18 protein-coding genes are annotated in these 17082 nt (G+C 68.9%); 3 read left to right on the plus strand and 15 right to left on the minus strand.

Going from position 1 to position 17082, the window contains the following annotated elements; translation table 11 throughout:
- Window positions 1-85 precede the first annotated feature (85 nt).
- The 14 genes from OV287_RS35495 to OV287_RS35560 all read right to left on the minus strand — a co-directional run bounded on the left by OV287_RS35495 (window position 86) and on the right by OV287_RS35560 (window position 12901).
- On the minus strand, window positions 86-697 hold the full coding sequence (locus tag OV287_RS35495; RefSeq protein WP_267538470.1) for a transglycosylase SLT domain-containing protein: 612 nt from the start codon (window positions 695-697) through the stop codon (window positions 86-88).
- A 222-nt stretch (window positions 698-919) separates the two neighbouring features.
- Window positions 920-1711, minus strand: coding sequence for a hypothetical protein (locus OV287_RS35500; protein ID WP_267538471.1), 792 nt, complete (start codon window positions 1709-1711; stop codon window positions 920-922).
- Between the two features lie 16 nt (window positions 1712-1727).
- Window positions 1728-2762: a protein-glutamate methylesterase/protein-glutamine glutaminase gene (locus tag OV287_RS35505; RefSeq protein WP_267538472.1), complete on the minus strand. Its 1035-nt coding sequence runs from the start codon at window positions 2760-2762 to the stop codon at window positions 1728-1730.
- On the minus strand, window positions 2759-3628 hold the full coding sequence (locus OV287_RS35510; RefSeq protein ID WP_373371857.1) for a CheR family methyltransferase: 870 nt from the start codon (window positions 3626-3628) through the stop codon (window positions 2759-2761). The genes OV287_RS35505 and OV287_RS35510 overlap by 4 nt, the downstream gene beginning before the upstream one ends.
- 24 nt (window positions 3629-3652) lie before the next feature.
- Window positions 3653-5629, minus strand: coding sequence for a HEAT repeat domain-containing protein (locus OV287_RS35515; RefSeq protein WP_267538474.1), 1977 nt, complete (start codon window positions 5627-5629; stop codon window positions 3653-3655).
- A complete protein-coding gene (locus OV287_RS35520) occupies window positions 5626-6234 on the minus strand; it encodes a chemotaxis protein CheW (RefSeq protein WP_267538475.1) in 609 nt (202 codons plus the stop codon). Before OV287_RS35520 ends, OV287_RS35515 begins: the two co-directional genes overlap by 4 nt.
- A complete protein-coding gene (locus tag OV287_RS35525; RefSeq protein ID WP_267538476.1) occupies window positions 6231-6794 on the minus strand; it encodes a chemotaxis protein CheW in 564 nt (187 codons plus the stop codon). The genes OV287_RS35520 and OV287_RS35525 overlap by 4 nt, the downstream gene beginning before the upstream one ends.
- 34 nt (window positions 6795-6828) lie before the next feature.
- The gene (locus OV287_RS35530; protein ID WP_267538477.1) at window positions 6829-9168 is read right to left on the minus strand and encodes a chemotaxis protein CheA; all 2340 of its coding nucleotides are present in this window, start codon (window positions 9166-9168) and stop codon (window positions 6829-6831) included.
- The gene (locus OV287_RS35535) at window positions 9165-9539 is read right to left on the minus strand and encodes a response regulator (RefSeq protein WP_043409781.1); all 375 of its coding nucleotides are present in this window, start codon (window positions 9537-9539) and stop codon (window positions 9165-9167) included. The genes OV287_RS35530 and OV287_RS35535 overlap by 4 nt, the downstream gene beginning before the upstream one ends.
- 50 nt (window positions 9540-9589) lie before the next feature.
- Window positions 9590-10081: a M17 family peptidase N-terminal domain-containing protein gene (locus OV287_RS35540; RefSeq protein WP_267538478.1), complete on the minus strand. Its 492-nt coding sequence runs from the start codon at window positions 10079-10081 to the stop codon at window positions 9590-9592.
- Entirely contained in the window at window positions 10078-10497 is a 420-nt protein-coding gene (gene nusB, locus OV287_RS35545; RefSeq protein WP_267538479.1) for a transcription antitermination factor NusB, read from the minus strand. Before nusB ends, OV287_RS35540 begins: the two co-directional genes overlap by 4 nt.
- Before the next feature lie 2 nt (window positions 10498-10499).
- A complete protein-coding gene (ribH, locus tag OV287_RS35550; RefSeq protein WP_267538480.1) occupies window positions 10500-10997 on the minus strand; it encodes a 6,7-dimethyl-8-ribityllumazine synthase in 498 nt (165 codons plus the stop codon).
- A gap of 39 nt (window positions 10998-11036) precedes the next feature.
- Entirely contained in the window at window positions 11037-12233 is a 1197-nt protein-coding gene (gene ribB, locus OV287_RS35555; RefSeq protein ID WP_267538481.1) for a 3,4-dihydroxy-2-butanone-4-phosphate synthase, read from the minus strand.
- Between the two features lie 23 nt (window positions 12234-12256).
- Window positions 12257-12901 carry a riboflavin synthase gene (locus tag OV287_RS35560; protein WP_267538482.1) on the minus strand — a complete coding sequence of 215 codons (645 nt, stop codon included), beginning with the start codon at window positions 12899-12901 and terminating at the stop codon, window positions 12257-12259.
- A gap of 238 nt (window positions 12902-13139) precedes the next feature.
- On the opposite strand from OV287_RS35560, the gene OV287_RS35565 reads away from it, so the two are divergent.
- The 3 genes from OV287_RS35565 to OV287_RS35575 all read left to right on the plus strand — a co-directional run bounded on the left by OV287_RS35565 (window position 13140) and on the right by OV287_RS35575 (window position 16533).
- Window positions 13140-15545, plus strand: coding sequence for a YfhO family protein (locus tag OV287_RS35565; protein ID WP_267538483.1), 2406 nt, complete (start codon window positions 13140-13142; stop codon window positions 15543-15545).
- Between the two features lie 71 nt (window positions 15546-15616).
- Window positions 15617-16105, plus strand: a complete 489-nt coding sequence (locus tag OV287_RS35570; RefSeq protein WP_267538484.1) for an HNH endonuclease — start codon at window positions 15617-15619, stop codon at window positions 16103-16105.
- Window positions 16102-16533, plus strand: a complete 432-nt coding sequence (locus OV287_RS35575; RefSeq protein WP_267538485.1) for a DUF4265 domain-containing protein — start codon at window positions 16102-16104, stop codon at window positions 16531-16533. The genes OV287_RS35570 and OV287_RS35575 overlap by 4 nt, the downstream gene beginning before the upstream one ends.
- Before the next feature lie 63 nt (window positions 16534-16596).
- Here OV287_RS35575 and OV287_RS35580 read toward each other — a convergent pair whose 3' ends face one another.
- Window positions 16597-17061: an SRPBCC family protein gene (locus tag OV287_RS35580; protein ID WP_267538486.1), complete on the minus strand. Its 465-nt coding sequence runs from the start codon at window positions 17059-17061 to the stop codon at window positions 16597-16599.
- Between the last annotated feature and the right edge of the window lie 21 nt (window positions 17062-17082).

Genomic DNA, 17082 nt, shown 5'->3' on the forward strand with positions numbered 1-17082 from the left:
TTCCCCTTTCCGGCCCTGGGAGCCGGAAGGCTCCCCCTGTGACTGTCGAGTCACGCACAGGTCACGAAAAGGAGGCAAGGGCCCCTCAGTAGCCGACGTAGGCCTGACCCTGGCGGAGCGCCTTGACGCCGGGCACCTCGGACACCGAGCCGTAGCGCTCCACCGCGTACCGGACGCCCGCGATGATGTTGTCCACGGGGTTGCGGATGTCGTCGTGTCCCGGGAGCTTGTTCGCGTCGAACGTCGGCTGGATGGTCTGCATCAGGCCGATAGACGGATGGCCCGCCTGGGCGTTGTAGTCCCAGTTGTTCTGCACGTTCGGGTCACCGCTGGACTCGTGCTGGATGATGGTGGCGATGTCCTGCGGGTTCATCTTGTCGGCCGGCACGCCCGCGGCGCTCAGCTTCTGCATGGCCTCCTTGATCCAATCACCCACCTGCCCCTTGGGAGCGTTGCCCACGGGAGCGCTGGACTGCGCGCCCTTGGTGGGGGAACCGCCGTCGAGGTTGACGCCCTTGGGGCCAGAGGCCTTCACGAACTCATCCTTGCTGCCCGGGATGTTGAGCTTGTCGCCCGCGAAGATGAGGTTGGAGTCCTTGATCTGCGAGTTGGCCTTCATCAGCTCGCCGACGCTGGTGTGGTGGCGCTGCGCGATCTTGTTCAGCGTGTCCCCGGCCTTGATGCTGTAGCTGCCCATGTGCGTACCCTCGAAGTCGGAAGCGACGTAGATGCACGTGGACAAAGCAGGAGGCGTGCCATGCACTGAGCCCTCGCCTCTGTGCTCGGAAGCCCTTGATTCCACTCGTCTTCGCTCTGGCGCCGGCCGTCCATGGTGACAGCCCTCACCACTTCGCGCGGGTGGCCGCTGGTGACAGCAATCATCCCCTGGTGACTGCTGTCACCACCCGGAGGCCGGGAGTCATCCAGGCCGCGCGGCGGACGGAGGCGGCTCGATGGCCATGCCCCGGCGGCGCGCTCTGGGCGCGTCCAGGAACGTGCCCAGCAGCACCCAGCGCCGTGCATCCTCCGCGGCGCCCGGCTTCGCCATCAGCGGCGTCGTGTAGTGCCAGAAGGGCAGCCGGTACACCGTGATGCCTCCCACGGTGTTCACGCTCTGCATCTCCGAGAAGTGCCCGCCCTTCGAGTAGACGAGCCACTGGTGCGCCACCGCCGGCGTGGCGAACGTGAGGTGCATGTCCACGTAGCCGTCGAAGGCCTCGGCGTCCTCGGGGTGGTGATCGTTGTGCGGGCCCGTGTAGTCCCCCGGGCCGTAGCACAGCGCTTGAATCCCCCACTTGCGCCGCAGCGGCCTCCCGCTCACCGACGCCGCGAACGCCGCGAAGCTCTCCGAGCGGAGCATCCCCACCAGCCCCACCTGCTCGGCCGCCTGCCACGAGCGCGAGCGCCGGCTCTCCAGCAGCGCCGTCCTCACCCGCACCGTCTTGGGCAGCAGCTCCGCGTAGTTCTCCGTCATCCCCCAGATGCTCTCCGGGGGAATCGGGTCCTCCATCTGCGCCAGCGTGTCCCGAAGCGCCTTCTCCAGCAGCTCCCGGCACGCCACCGCCTTGCGCGCGTCCAGCACTCCGCCGAGCGCCACGAAGCGCTGTCCCGGTCGCAACAGCGCACCACACGCCTCCCGGTCGCGCCCCTCCAGAATGCGCCGCCCCTTGGGGGTGAGCAGCTCCGCGAACTCCGTGGGAAATCTCTTCATGTCCTCGCTTCTAGAGTCACCGGCGCTTCCGCGCCAGCTCCACCAGCGCCGGGCCGATCTCCCCCAGTGGCAGCACCCGGCTCACCGCTCCCGTGGCCACTGCCTCCTGGGGCATCCCGTAGATGACCGCCGTCTCCTCGGACTCGGCCCATACCTCGCCGCCCGCCTTCCGGATGACCTTGGCACCCACCGCCCCGTCCGAGCCCATCCCCGTCAGCACCACGCCCATCGTCTTGGAACCAAACACCTCGGCCAGGCTCGTGAAGAGCCGGTCCACCGAGGGCGCGTGCTTGTCCTGCATCGTCGGAGGCGGCGTGCCCAGCACGTACTGCCCGTTCTGCCGGTACACCACCAGCTGCCTCCCGCCGGGCGCGATGAAGACGTGGCCCGGGGCCAGCAGGTCTCCCTCCTGGGCCTCGCGCACGGTGAAGGGCCCCAGCCTGTCCAACCGCTCCGCGAAGGCGCGGGTGAACTGCTTGGGCATGTGCTGGCACACCAGCAGGCACATGGACGGCTCCGGCGCGAGCGACTCCAGCAGCCGCTGCACCGCCGGAGGTCCACCCGTGGAGGCTCCGATTCCCACCACGAACGAGGGCTCCAGCGGCAGCACCTTCGGCTTGCGCGCCATCGGCTTCACCTCGGCCGTCCGCACCAGCCGCGCCGCCTGCACCTTCTCGTACAGCTCCTTGCGCAGCTTCTCCAACACGTCCGGCGTGGGCTTCGCCGGCTTGGCAATGAAGTCGAAGGCGCCCAGTTCCAGCGCCTTGAAGACGTCTGTCTTGTGCGCGTAGCTGGAGATGACGATGACGGGCGTTGGCGCCGAGCTCTTCAGCAGTCGCAGGAAGGAGTACCCGCCCAACCGAGGCATCTCCAGGTCCAGCGTCACCACGTCCGGGTGCAGGGCCATCACCTGGCGCAGGCCCTCGTTGCCGTCGCACGCCGTGCCCACCACCTTCACGTCCGGCGAGGACTCGAGCAGCTCCGTCAGCAGCCGCCGGTTATGGGCCGAGTCATCCACCACCAGCACCTTCACTGGCTCCAGGGCGCTCATGGGCTACCCCCTCCGCCCAGCTCCGGCTTGCGGTAGACGAGGTCGCTGCGCAGGTGCACCAACTCGAAGTCCGCGCTCAGGTTGATGAGGTTCTCCGAGTGTCCCAGCAGCAGGTAACCACCGGGCACCAGCTTGTCGTAGATGAGGCGCAGCACCCGCTGCCGGGCGGGTGTGTCGAAGTAGATCATCACGTTGCGGCAGAAGACGACGTCCGGCCGGGACACGAGCAGGGGTGCGTCCGGATCCTGCAGGTTGTGGTGCCCGAAGGACACCCAGGCGCGCACGTCGTCGCGCACGCGCACCCGATTGGGCCCCACGTGGACGAAGTAGCGGGCGACCTTGTCCGGCGGCGTGGCCCGGAGCGCGGACGGCCCGTACTCGCCCAGGCGCGCGGCGGCCAGCACCCGGCGGGAGATGTCCGTGCCGTGCACATCCACGTCCCATCCCTCGAAGCGCCCGCTGTCCTTGAGGAGCATGGCCACCGTGTAGGCCTCCTCCCCGGACGAGCACCCCGCAGACCAGATGCGCAGCCGCTTCACCCGCGCGTTGCGGCGCTCCAACTGAGGCAGCACTTCCTCAGAGAAGGCCTTGAGCTGGCGCGGCTCGCGGAAGAAGTACGTCTCGTGCGTGGTGAGGGCCTCGATGGCCGTCTCCAGCTCGGCGCGGCGCTGCGCGTCGAAGCGCAGGTAGCGGTAGTAGGCGCTGAAGTCCGTCAGGCCCAGCGCCTCCAACCGAGGCCACAGCCGCCGCTGCATGACGTACTTCATGTCGTCACGCACGAGGATGCCGCAATGGCCGTAGACGAAGTCCCGCAGCAGGCGGAACTCCTCCGCGGTCATCTCCGGCCTGCCTGTATCGAAAGGCATCACCCCCGGAACCTCCGCGGCAGCTCAGCGTCCAGACAACCGCTCCACCGCGTCAACCAGCGCGCGGCGGGCGAGTGAATCCGTCTCGGCCGCCAGGGCGGCCCGTGTCGCCGGCAGGCACCCGGGCCCACCGGAGTCTCCCAGGACCCGTGCCGCCGCGGCTCTCACATCCCAGCTCGCGTGACCCAGCAGTCCCACCGCCACCGACACCCCCTCGGCCGAGGCCGCGCCCGCCAGCAGCGCCGCCTTCACCACTTCATGGTCTCCATGGGACACCGCGCGCCGAAGCACCTCGTCACGCAGAGCCCCTAGCCGCGCCAGCGCCTGCACCGCCCGCCAGGCAATGGCCCCGTCCGGGTGGGGTACCAGGGCCTCCAGGTCCGCCGCCCGCTCCACGGCCCCGCATTCTCCCACCGCCTCCAGAGCGGCCAGCCGCACCTCCAGGGCGTCGTCGGCCAGGGCCTGCTTCAGCAGCCCCGCCATCGAGCCATCTCCCAGCTGGCCCACCACCCGCACCGCCGCGGTGCGCACCCGCGGGGACTCGTCCGACAGCGACTGGCGAGCCAGCTCCAGGCCCCCAGCCGGGTCCACCGCGGCCAGCACCTCCACGGCGGTGGCACGCAGCGGCACAGAGGCCTCGCGCGCCGTCCGCCGCACCAGGGGCAGCATGGCCGTGCCTCCCACTCGCACCAGGGCGCTCAGCACCGCAGGCTCCGCCCCGCGCTCCAGCGCTGACTCCAGCGCCTGCGCCACCGGCTTCGGGAAGTTGGCGGCCAGCATCACCAGCGCGCGAACCGCCGGTCCGGCCAGCTCCGGGTGGCCGAGCAGCTGCGACAGGGGCTCCACCGCCTCCAGCGAGCTCGTCCGCCCCAGGGCCTGCACCGCCACCGACTTCAGGTCCAGCTCGCCCCAGTCGAGCATCTGCACCAGCTCGGGAACGAACGTGGCGTCCACCAGCTCCACCAGCACGTGACCCGCCGCCTCGCGCGCCGGAAAGGAGAGCCGGTCCATGCTCGCCAGCAGCTCGCGCCCCGTCTCCGGGCCGAAGTGCGCCAGCGTGCGCATCACCTCCGGCATCAGCCGCTCTTCCTGCGCCACCTCCGCTACCAGCGGCGCCAGCTGCGGCTCCCGCAAGGCCGCCGCCGCGACGAGCGCTCCGGCCTTCAGCTCGATGTCGTCGGACTCCAGCGCACTGGCCACCCAGCCCACCGCCTCCGGCAGCCGCTTGAGCGCCAACCGCACCGCGGCGTCCATCTCCGGCCGCAGGGAGGGCTCGGCCAGGCCCGCCTGGGTGCCCAGCGCCACGAGCGCCGCCTCGCGGGTGGAGCGCGACTCCGCGCCCAGTCCCCGGCACACCAGCTCCGTGGCTGCCACCTGCGGAATGAGGCCCAACACCCGGTAGGCGCTGCGCTTGAGCGTCGGATTTCCCAGCAGCCGCACCACCTCCGGCAGCGGCGGCGGGTGGCGCAGGACCGCGAGCGACTCCAGCGCGCTCAACTGCAGCAGCGGCTCGGGGTCGTGGAGGATGCGCTCCAGCGCGCGAGCCGAGACCTTGCCGCCCACCCGGCCCAGCGCCTCCGCCGCGGCCACCCGGACGTTGAGGTCCGGATCCTCCAGCATCGCCTGCACCAGGGCGTCCTCCGCCTCTGACCGCCCCAGCTGGCCGAGAATGTCCGCGGCGAACTTGCGCTGATCCGGATCCACGTGCCCGAGCAGCCGCACCAGGGGTGCCACCGCCTCCAGGCCCATGCCCGCCAGCGACTCCGCGGCCGCGTTGCGCGCGCCCGTCTCGTCCCGCTCGCCCAGCACGGAGATGAGGCGCTCCACCACGATGTCGCGCTCGGGTACCCGGGTGAGGCCGTCGGCCGCCGCACGGCGGACCCGCCAGCTCTCGTCATGGAGCCCCGCCACGAGCGTCTCCCGAGCGCCCTCAGCGGACACATCCAGCTCCAGCAGGGCCCGGTAACGCGCCTCCTCTGCGTTCCGCCCCTCCTCGATCATCCGTTCATCCTCCGGCCAGTGTCTCGCACCATCTCCGCCAGCAGCAGCGCCTTCACGTCCAGCAGCAGCTTGAGCCGCTCCTGTCCCCGCGTCTCCGGTGCGCGCCTCTCCAGTCCGCGCCGGGTTGGCTCGCGCCTCTCCTTCTCGCGCTCCTCCTGCTCACCGTACACGCCGACGACGAAGGGCGCCGGGCCCACCGCGCCGATGGCCGGGGCGGGTTTGATCTCACTGCGCCGCAGCCGCACCACCTCGGACACCCGATCCACGGTGAAGGCCACGCGCCTGCGGCCCAGCCAGCACACCAGCAGCCGCGTCTTGGGGGTGTCCACCGGGGCCTCCACCCCGAGCAGCCGCTTGCGCAAGTCCACCACGGGGATGATGGAGCCGCGCAGGCGGATGACGCCCTCGATGAAGAGCGGCGCGCCCCGGATGGGGGTGAGGCGCTGGGGCTGGAGGATCTCCTCCACCCTCATGATGTCCACCGCGTACTCCTCGGGCCCGACGAAGAAGGCGCACAGCTGGACGAGCGGATCCCTCTCCGCGGCGGCGGCGCCGTCGGCCTGGGACTGCGTGAGTTGGCTCAGGACGTTGAAGCGCTGTCTCATGCGAGGGCCTGCCAGATGTCGAGCAGGATGAAGAGCTGTTGGTTGCGCCGCCCGAGCCCCACCACACAGTCGCGCTCCCCGCCGCCCACTCCGGGAGGGGCCAGCTCCAGCATCGAGGGCCGGAGCCGCACGACCTCGGAGACCGAATCCACCCAGATGCCCGCCAACCCGTCCGCCGTCTGCACCACGATGATGCGCGCACCGCGTGGAGGTTCCGAGGCCTCCGGGCCGGCCACCAGGGGCGCCTTGTCCGCCAGCCGCAGCTTCACCTTGATGTCGTAGACGGGCAACACTTCGCCGCGCAGGTACATCACCCCGAGCAGGTTGGAGGCAGCGCGGGGCACCTCGGTGAGCGGCGGAACCTTGACGATCTCCCGCACCCCGTGGATGGGCACCGCGTAGTGCTCCCCTTCCAGCCGGAAGGCGAGGTACTCCTCGGGGATCTCCTCGGGAATGGGCTCGACCGTCTCATCGGTGCCGGCCACCAGCTCTTGGATGGGGCCGACGTCCTCATCCGGACGGTAGAAGTAGCTGTCGAGCAAGACGGACAGGGAAGGCACGGAGTGGAGGATAGCAGCCCCACGGCCGGAGGCATCACGCGCGGCGTCGTTCCAAGCTCATCCCCTCCTCCAGCAGGGCACCGACGTCCAGCACCAGGACGGTGCGCCGGTTGGCCAGGTCCGCGGCCCCGGAGATTCCTCGCACGCCCTGCAGGCGGCCACCCAGCGACTTGACGACGATGTCCTGCTGGCCCTGCAGCTCGTCCACGGCGATGCCCAGCCGCTCCTGTGCCAGGCCGGCGACCACCACGAAGTGCCGCTCGTTCGGGCGCTCGGGGTGGCCGAACTGCCGGGCCAACCGCATCAGGGGCAGCGTGGTACCCCGGACGTCCAGCACCTCGCGCCGCTCCACGGTGCGAATCTCCGAGGGCTTCACGGAGAGGATCTCCAGCACGCTGTTGAGCGGTACGGCGTAGGTGCGCCCACTCACGCCCACCACCAGGGCGCGGATGATGGCCAGGGTGACGGGCAGCGTGAGGTGGAAGGCAGTGCCCTGCCCGCGCTCGCTCCACACGTCGATGATGCCGGACAGGTTGCCGATGTTGTTCTTCACCACGTCCAAGCCCACGCCGCGGCCGGACAGCTCGGACACGCTGCGGGCGGTGGAGAAGCCTGGCAGGAAGATGAGGTTGAGCAGCTCGCGTCGGCTCATCTCTCGCGCCTGCGCCTCGGTGATGAGGCCCTTGCGCAGCGCCATGTCGCGCACACCCAGCTCGTCGATGCCCGCCCCGTCGTCACTCACCTCGATGACGACATGGTTGCCCTTCTGCTCGGCCCGCAGCGACACCCGCGCCCGCCGGGGCTTGCCCGCTGCCTGCCGCGCCTCCGGTGACTCCGCGCCGTGGTCGATGGCGTTGCGGATGATGTGCATCAGCGGATCGCTCAGCTCCTCGACGATGAGCTTGTCCAGCTCCACGTCGCCGCCGCCGATGACGAAGTCGATCTCCTTGCCTGCATCCCGGGCAATGCGGCGCACCAGCCGGGCCAGCCGGTCGAACACCTGACCCACCGGCACCATGCGCGCCTCGAGCAGGCCCTGCTGGAGCGCGTCCAGCTTGCGCTCCAACTGCCGCGTCTCGCGCGACAGCTCCTGCCCCCACATCTTGTTGGAGAGCGGCACCGCGCCGTCCTGCTGCCGCGAGGCCTCCACCATGCGCTGCAGGTTGGCCTTGATGAGCAGCAGCTCGCCCACGGTGTTCATCAGCGCGTCCAGCCGGCTGATGTCCACGCGCACCGTCTGGGTGAGCGAGCGAGCCGACTCGTTCTCCATCCGCGGCCCGCGCGAGGTCGGCGGCTCATCCGACAACGTGCGCACCGGAGGGCCAGCCGTCGTCTCGAGGCGAAGCGTCGAGGACTCGTTCCCCCGCATCGCCGCCAGCACTTCCTGCGTGAGGTCATCCGCGCTGGGAGGCTCAACCGCGCGCAACGCCGGGGCCTTGCTGGTGGACTCCTCCGCCCCCTCCGCAGCGGGGGTCTCCGCGCTGCTGCCCTTGGGGGCCCTCTTCTTGCGCGTCTTCTTGGGAGCGGCGGGCGCCTCAGCAGCGGGAGCGGACTCCCGGAACACCTGAGCCACCGACTGCGCCACGGAGGCGCGCGCGGCGGGGGCCGGAGCACCGCCAGCCGCGGGGCGCACCTTCAGCGAGAAGAGCTGCGCGGGCGTGCCCTGGAGCTTCGCCGCCAACTCAGACTCCGGCACCTTGGCGCCGAAGATGAGATCGAACGCGATGCCCGAGGCCCCGCCCGGCTCCGACGAGGGCAGCGTGCTGACGATCTCTCCCAACGGCTTGAGGCGCGAGTTGAGCTCGGCGAGCCCCGTGTCGAAGTCGGACAGATCGAACGCGGCGCGCACGCGGTAGAGGGCCACGCCTCGGCGCACGTTCTCGCGCAGGCGGTGCTCCTCGTACTCGGTGAAGACGGCGCGCACCTGCGCGTCCAGCTCCAGCCGGTCGAGCGGATCCTCATCGACCGCGGCCTCCGAGACGCCCAGGTTCGCCAGCCGCGAGCCCAGCTCCGTCACGCGCCCCGTCAGAGCGTCCGAGGACACCTCGCGGGACGCCTCGGACAGCAGAGCCTGGAGCACATCCAGCGTCTCGATGAGGGAGTCCAGCGCCTGGTCGTCCAGCGCCAGCTTCCCCAGCCGCAGCCGATCCAGCAGATCCTCGGCCTGGTGCGCCAGCTTCGAGATGCGCTCCTGCCCAAAGAGTGCAGAGAGCCCCTTGAGCGAGTGCGCGGCCCGGAAGATTCCGTTGATGAGCTCCGGGTCCGGATCCGTGCCGCGCTGCTGATCCAGCACGAGCAAGTCCTTGCCCAGGGCCTCGAGGATCTCCGTCCCCTCGGCAACAAACTCCGCGAGTGCTTTTCCGGCCTGGTTCACGCGAGCTTCAGATAGCGGCGCACGAGCCCAACCAGGCTCTGCGGCGAGAAGGGCTTGACGAGATACTCCGCCGCGCCGAGCGCCAGCCCCCGGTCGCGATCCTTCTCACGGCCCTCGGTGGTGACGATGAACAGCGGCGTGTCGCGGTAGTTCGGGTTCTTCTTGACGAAGTTGATGAGCTCCAGCCCGTTGATGTCCGGCATGTTGATGTCGGTGATGATGAGATCGAACCGGTGGCGGGGCAGGAGCTTGAGGGCCTCGAAGCCGCTGCTGGTGGCGATCGCCTCCAGACCGGAGATGGACTCCACCGTCGCGGCGATCAGCTCGCGTGACGCCTTGGAGTCCTCCACGATCAGGATCTTGAACTTCATGGGTTGGAACCGGCCACCCATCGTAGCAGAACGGAGAGCCGCGGCGAGCTTCAGCCCTTGCGTCCGGGCAAACGGCGCGCCAGTTCCTTGTCCGCCAGCACGGCGACCTTCCGGCCTCCCTTGAAAGCCGGGATGAACCGGTCTGTCAGGACAGAGGCCCGGGTGGCCTCATCCAGGGCGCCAGTTCCGGGAATTTCCAGGGCCACGGCTTCCACCTTCGCCCGGGAGAGCACCTGGCCCGCGTTGGCGAGCGCCTCTCCCAGCGAGGAGGCATCCAGGCCCTTCCTGCGCCCCAGGCCGATCACGAAGATGCGGGGCACGGGGAAGCGGCCATCGGCGGGCAGCAGCAGGGAGTCGTCGCGGGCGCCCACGAAGAAGCCGGACTGAACCACGCGCGACAGGGCACCGCACAGCCGCCAGTCCACGTAGCCAGCCGAGCCCGGCAAGGGCCGGTCATCCTCGCCGACGAAGAGGCAGAGCGCGTCCACCCCCTCCAGCGAGTCCAGGCCCTGCAAGCTGACGTCGTAGGCGGCGACGTTCACTGCTTCCCCAGCGCCGCGGCCACGCGGTCCAGCAGTCCGTTGACGAAGGCGCTGGACTCCTCGGTGCCGAAGTTCTTGCCCAGCTCCACGGCCTCGTTGAGGGACACCTTCTTGGGGATGTCCGGGCGGTACTTCAGCTCGAAGACGCCCAGGCGCAGCACGTTGCGGTCGATGCGGGACATCCGGTCCAACCGCCAGTTGTGGCTGTGCTGCTCGATGAGCCGGTCAATCTCCGCCTGGTTCGACATGACGCCGTCGACCAGCTCGCGGGCGAACTTCACCGCCTCGGGCTCCTTGTGGGCTTCCTCGGTGGCGGCCCACGCGGCCTCGAGGGCCTCATGGACGGACCCGGGCGTCATCTCCAGTTGATAGAGCGCCTGCAGTGCGCGCTCCCGTGCCGTTCTCCGAGCGCCCATGGCTAGGCCTTCTTCCCGTCCGCGGCCAGGGTGGTGGCCAGCTTCGCGTGGAGGTTGACCATCTCGATGCAGGCGGCGGCGGCCTCCGAGCCCTTGTTGCCGGCCTTCACGCCAGCCCGGTCGATGGCCTGCTCCACCGTGTCACACGTCAGCACGCCGAAAGTGACGGCCGCCTGAGCGTTGAAGGCCACGTTGCCGATGCCCTTGGCGCACTCGCCCGCCACGTAGTCGAAGTGCGGGGTGCCACCGCGGATGACGGCCCCCAGGGTGATGACGCCTACGTAGGCGCGCGACTCCGCCACGCGCCGCGTCAGCGCCGGCAGCTCGTAGGTGCCGGGGCAGCGGAAGACGTCGATGTCGCCGTCGGCCACTCCGTGGCGCACCAGCGTGTCCACCGCGCCCTTCACCAGCTCCTCGGTGATGAACGCGTTGAAACGGGCCACGCAGATGGCGAAACGGCCCTTGGGAGGAAGAAAGTCACCTTCGATGTAGCGAGGCATGTGCGGCCCCTCTCTACACCAGCCACCCGGCTGGCGTCCTTATAGAGTTTTGCGGCGGGGAGGGCGGCGGGCGGCCACCCGGCGCACCGGCTCGGCGGACAGGGTGAGCGGAATCTGCTCCGCCACCTCCAGCGAGTAGCTCTCCAACCCCACGATCTTCTTGGGGTTGTTGGTGAGCAGGCGCAGCCGGGACAGCCCCAGGTCCTTGAGGATCTGGGCCCCCACGCCAAACTCGCGCAGGCGCGTCTGGTCGTTATGGCCCGGTACGGACTCCTCATTGGAGACGTGGGTGCACTGCAGGCGGTTCTTCGCGGGCACGTCGCGCTGGAGGACGACGACCACGCCACGCCCCGCCTCCTGAATCCGCTGGAAGGCCTGCTCGAGCTGGCTGCCGCAGTCACACCCGGCGCTGCCCAGCTGATCTCCCACGAGGCAGGCCCGGTGGACGCGGGTGAGCACGGGCTCGCGGCCGGAGATGTCGCCCTTGACCAGGGCCACGTGCACCGCGCTGTCCACGTCGCTGCCGTAGGTGTAGGCCTGGAAGGCCCCCTGGCCCCGGCGCTCCAGCTTCGTCTCGCCGATGCGCTTGACGAGCCGCTCGCGCTCCAGCCGGTAGCGGATGATGTCCGCCACGGACAGCAGCACCATCTTGTGCTTCCGGGCGAACTTCACCAGGTCCGGCCGGCGAGCCATGGTCCCGTCGGGGTTCATGATCTCGCAGATGACGCCCGCGGGAGAGAGGCCCGCCAGGCGAGCCAGGTCCACGCTGCCCTCGGTCTGGCCGGTGCGCACGAGCACCCCGCCATCGCGGGCGCGCAGCGGGAAGACGTGGCCGGGGCGAGCCAGGTCGCTCGGCTTCGCGTTGGGAGCCACCGCGACCTTGATGGTGTGGGCGCGATCCGCGGCGGAGATGCCGGTGGAGACGCCCTGAGAGGCCTCGATGGAGACGGTGAAGGCCGTCTGGAAGGACGAGGTGTTGTCCTGCACCATGAGGGGCAGGTTGAGCCGGCGGATGCGCTCCTCGACGAGCGACAGGCAGATGAGCCCGCGCCCGTGGGTGGCCATGAAGTTGATGGCCTCCGGCGTCACCTTCTCCGCCGCCATGACGAGGTCTCCCTCGTTCTCGCGGTCCTCGTCATCCGTGAGGATGACCATGCGCCCCTTGCGGATCTCCGCGAGCGCCTGCTCCACCAGGGAGATGCTGTCCGTCTCGTGCTTCCTGCTGCTGCGCGCCATTGCTTCCTGGCCTTTCCTTCGAATCAACCGCCGAAACCGGCCGCCTTGATGACCGCCTCGGAGAGCCCGCCACCCGGGCCCTGGCGCAGCGACACCAGCCGCGCCACGTACTTGCCGATCATGTCCCCCTCCAGGTTCACCCGCTCGCCCACGGCCTTGGCCCGGAGCGTGGTGCGCTCCTGCGTCTCGGGGATGAGCTGAACACTGAAGCGGTCCACCCCCACCGAGTTCACGGTGAGGCTGATGCCATCGATGGCCACCGAGCCCTTCTCGATGAAGAAGGGAGCCAGCTCCCCAGGGAGCCGGAAGACCATCACCCACGAGCCACCCTCGGGCCGGGTCTCCAGAACCTCGCTGACGGCATCCACATGCCCGCTGACGAGGTGGCCGCCCAGCCGGTCCCCCAGGGCGAGCGCCCGCTCGAGGTTGACGCGCGAGCCGGGGGCCACGGCCCCCAGGGTGGTCCGCCGGAGGGTCTCCGGGGCCGCCTGCACGCGGAACGAGTCCCCGCCGCGCTCCACCACGGTGAGGCAGGCCCCATCGACGGCGATCGACTCACCGAGAGCGAAGTCCTTCGCGCCCAGCGCCGTGCGGATCCACACGTCCGTCATCCCGCCGGGGATGACCCGCTCCACCACACCGATGTCCTGGATGAGTCCGGTGAACATATCGGGCTGGCTTATAACGGATCCGGGCCCGGCGATCCGCTGCCCGACCATTCTACCCTCCCCCGCTCGGCAGGCGGGCTCACCGAAGCCATCATGCCGGGTCGGTCCGCCAGGACCCGCCCAGGCAGGCCCACGTCAGAGCCCCTGAGCCCACCACCGAGGTCCCAGGAAGAGTCCGGTTGCTGTCCGACAGCCGCCCCTGGCAAGGTCGCCGCGTCCATCGACCGCCTCGAAGCCCATGCCCCTCTCCCAGCAGGCCAGAGCCCGTCTCGCGGTGGTCGCCGCCACCTTCGCCCTTCCCCTCCTCTATTTCCACCGGGCGGCCTTCACCGAGAAGATCTTCGCCTCGCGCGACATCCTCCGGGTCTACTACCCGCTGAAGCAGTACTGGGCCGAGCGCGTGTCCCAGCTCCAGTTCCCCGACTGGTACCCCTACAACGGGCTGGGGCAGCCCTATCCGGGCATGCTCATCTCCGGAGCGTTCCACCCGGCCAACCTGCTCTACCTGCTGCTGCCGCTGGGGATGGCGCTCAAGCTGATCACCCTGCTGTCCTACGTGGCGGCCTTGGGAGGCACGTACCTCTTCGGCCGACTCTGGGGGCTGGGCCGCGGTGCCGCGCTGCTGGCGGGAGTCACCTACACGCTGTGCGGCTACATGGTGGGCATCAGCAACAACCTGCTCTACCTCATGGCGGCCAGCACGTTCCCCTGGGCCCTCTGGGGCGCCGAGCGCTTCCTGCGCCAGCCCTCCGTGAGCCGTGCCGCCATCGCCGCCCTCCCGCTGAGCCTGGTCCTCCTCAGCGGTGACGCCCAGAGCTTCGCCCTGTGCAACGGCATGCTGCTGGTGCTCGTCCTGCTGCGCCCGGACCGCACCGGGGCCCTGCGAGCCGCGCCCCGCGCTGGACTGCTCATCGTGCTGGGTGCGCTGCTCTCCGCGGTGCAGATCCTCCCGGTGCTCACCACGGTGAGGAACGCCTGGCCCAGCGCGCCGACGCTCCAGGTGGCCACCCTCTTCTCGTTCCATCCCCTGCGGCTGCTCGAGCTCGTCTTCGGGGCGCTCTACCTCGACCCGGGCTCGGGGACGGCGGCCTCGAGCGTGATGGCGGATGAGCTGTTCCAGTCGGGGGCGGGAGGCTTCTGGGTGTCCTCGGTGTACATGGGGCTCCCGGCCGTCCTGCTGCTGGGAGGCGCCCTATGGCACGGACGGCGAGAGCCGCTGACCTGGAAGGTGGCCGGCGTCACGCTCGCGATCCTCGCCCTGACGCTGGCGCACCATCTCCCGCTGTACCGCTGGTTCTACGAGTGGATTCCCCTCTGGAACGCCTTCCGCTACCCGGAGAAGCTGCTGCCCTACATCCTGTTCCCGTGCGCCCTCGGTGCTGGCGCCGGGCTGGAGGCCGTCCTCCGCGAGCCCCTCATGGCACGGCGCCTCGCCCGGGCCGGTTTCGTCTTCGCTGGGCTCAGCGGCCTGCTCGCGCTGGGCGAGTGGCAGCTGCGGCTGTTCTCGAGCGGGGTGATCCACTCCCTCTGGAAGGGGGCGGATCCCGTCATCCTGGAGGTGCTCCACGGCAACTTCCTCCAGGCGGCCGTGGTGGCGGCGGTGACGCTCGGGCTGATGGGCGGCGTGCTGGCGCGCCCACTCCCGCCGGTTCGATGCGTGGCGGCCATCGTCGGGCTCCAGTTCGCTGTCCTCTACCTGGCCCATGAGGGCACGTACCACGTGACCTACACGGACGTGCTGGAGCAGCCCAGCGGCTTCGTGGAGCTCATCCTGAAGCGAGAGGCTGAGGCGGGCGCGGTGCGGCCGCGGGTCTACGCAGGTGTCGAGGATCTCTCGCCGCGTGAAGTCCCCGAGGGGCTACATCCCGTGGATCTCATGTCCGTCAACTTCGTCGCGGGGCTCGCGCCGGACACCCCCGCGCTCTGGCACCTGGAGAGCGCCGGGCCTTACCTCCCCGCGGTGTCCCGACGTCTGGCCGGGCTGTTCTACTCGCCCGACACGAGCAACCTCTGGATAGGCCGACTCTCCGGCCTCTACCACGTGCGCTACCTCACGCTGGAGGCACGGAGCTACCAGCAGATCTCCGGCAACCGGGAGGTCGTCCTCGCCGAGGAGCCCCGCCTGGGAGCGGGAGCGGTCCTGCTGGGCAATCCCAACACCCAGCCTCGCGCCTATCTGGCCACGCCCGTGTGCGTGCCGGACGAGCCCACTGCGCGAGCCCTGCTCACCTCCCGCGCCTTCCGCCCCGGGCACCAGGCCGTGTTGGAGTGCCCGGCTGGCACCCCGCGAGAAGAAGCAGCATCCGCCGCTGGAGAGCCCGGCCAGGTGCGAATCGTCCATTACACGCCGGAGTCCGTGGAACTCGAGGTGGAGGCACACGCGCCGGCGGCCCTGGTGCTCAACGACGCCTTCTACGACGGATGGAGCGCAATGCTGGACGGGCAGCCCACGCCCATCCTGCCGGCCAACCTCGCGGTGCGCGGGGTGCGAGTGCCCGCGGGCACCCACCGGGTCTCCTTCACATACCGCACGCCGCACCTGGGACTTGGGGCGTTCATCTCGCTAAGCACCCTGGGGCTGCTCGGAATCGCGGTGCTCGTGGAGCGCCGCAGGCGGAGCGCAGGGGCAGAGCGCGGCAGGTAGGAGCCCGCATGATAGCCCTTTCCAACTTGGACCCAGGCATTTGCAGAGCGAATCCGAGGTAGCGTGCCACCATGTCCATTCATCGAGGCCAGGCTGTCACCGCCCCTCTGTCACTCACCGCTGCGGCGGTGATTCTAACGCTCTCTCTTTGTGCTCAGGCCCAAAGCACCAGCATCGAGTCGGTCTCGAGCACTCCCGTCGAAGCATTAAGCGCACTCACGGCGGGCCAGGAGCTTTTGGAGCCTTGGACAGGCCATCTGGCCGGCAAAGTCTCGAAGGGGAGTGCACGAGGCTCACGCTCTGGCAAGGCGTTCACCCCTGCGGGGAAGAAAGAAATCGACGCGACCAACGCCGCCAAGAACGATGGTGTCAACAAGTGCGAAAGCTGCGAGGTCGAAGTGGTGCCCGGACAGAAGAGTCAACGCGGCGTGTCGCCACCAAACAATCAACGTGAGCGAGACCACATCACTCCGAAAAGCAAAGGTGGCGATGGCACCCCATCGAACGGTCAAGTGCTGTGTCGAGAATGCAATCTTGAAAAGTCAGACAAAAAACCATGAACGAACGCCTGAAGCTTCGTTTCCACTTCGAGAATTCAGCGGGCGAAAACGAAACGGAAACCATGTGGGTGATCAAGCGGGATGATGGCTACGAAATTGATAACATCCCGTTCTACGTAAAGGAACTGGCCCTGGGAGATGTCGTTGCCGCGCAATCAGATAAGGGCGGAGCCCCATGGTACTCGGAACTAGTACGCCCCAGTGGCCATAGCACCATCCATCTCTGGTTTTCACATGAAGAGGATGTCGAGTCTGTTCGTGGAACACTTAGACAGATGGGGTGCGCCTCGGAGGTGAGCAATCTGCCTCGCCTGGTGGCTGTGGATGTTCCACCAGAGGTGAGTTATGACAAGGTCAAGGCATTCCTAGAGCAAGGAGAACAGACCGGGCTGTTCGAGTATCAGGAGGCGTGTCTCGGATTCCTGTGACCCCACCCCGTTGGGGAACAACCCAGACCCAACAAGTGCAGGGCTCACAGGTGCACGAGGAGCTCACGCCTTCTTCGAGCCCTCGATGTAGCTCGTCATCGCATCCATGTCCGCGATGATGGCCTTCTTGAAGCTGCCCAGCAGAAGCTTGCCGAACAGCTCCAGAATAAATCCCATCCCGCCGATCTCCGCCGCCATCGTCAGGGTGGTCTTGCCGCCCGCGGGCTCGAGCAGGTACCGGAAGCGGTAGTACCCGCGCTTCGAGCTGCCCTGCGTCCCATCCACGTACAGTTCAAGCGACCTACCAGGCTCGAGGCCTGTAACCTCGAAGAGCTCGCTGGCATCTCTGCCGAACATCCGCCGTGTCTCGCGCCACTTTGTGCCCACCCCGAACTTGCCGGGCGAGAGCTTCTCGATGCCCACGAAGTTCGGCATCCACTTGCTCGCGGCATCCAGGTCCTTCAGGACGCTGAAGACGCGGTCCGGTGACGCGGCAATCTCCTTCCGCACGGTGAACTCGAGGGCCATGTATGCACTCCGCAAAGAGAG

It is taken from the genome of Archangium lansingense, from assembly GCF_026626635.1.
GTDB classification, from domain to species: Bacteria; Myxococcota; Myxococcia; order Myxococcales; family Myxococcaceae; genus Archangium; species Archangium lansingense.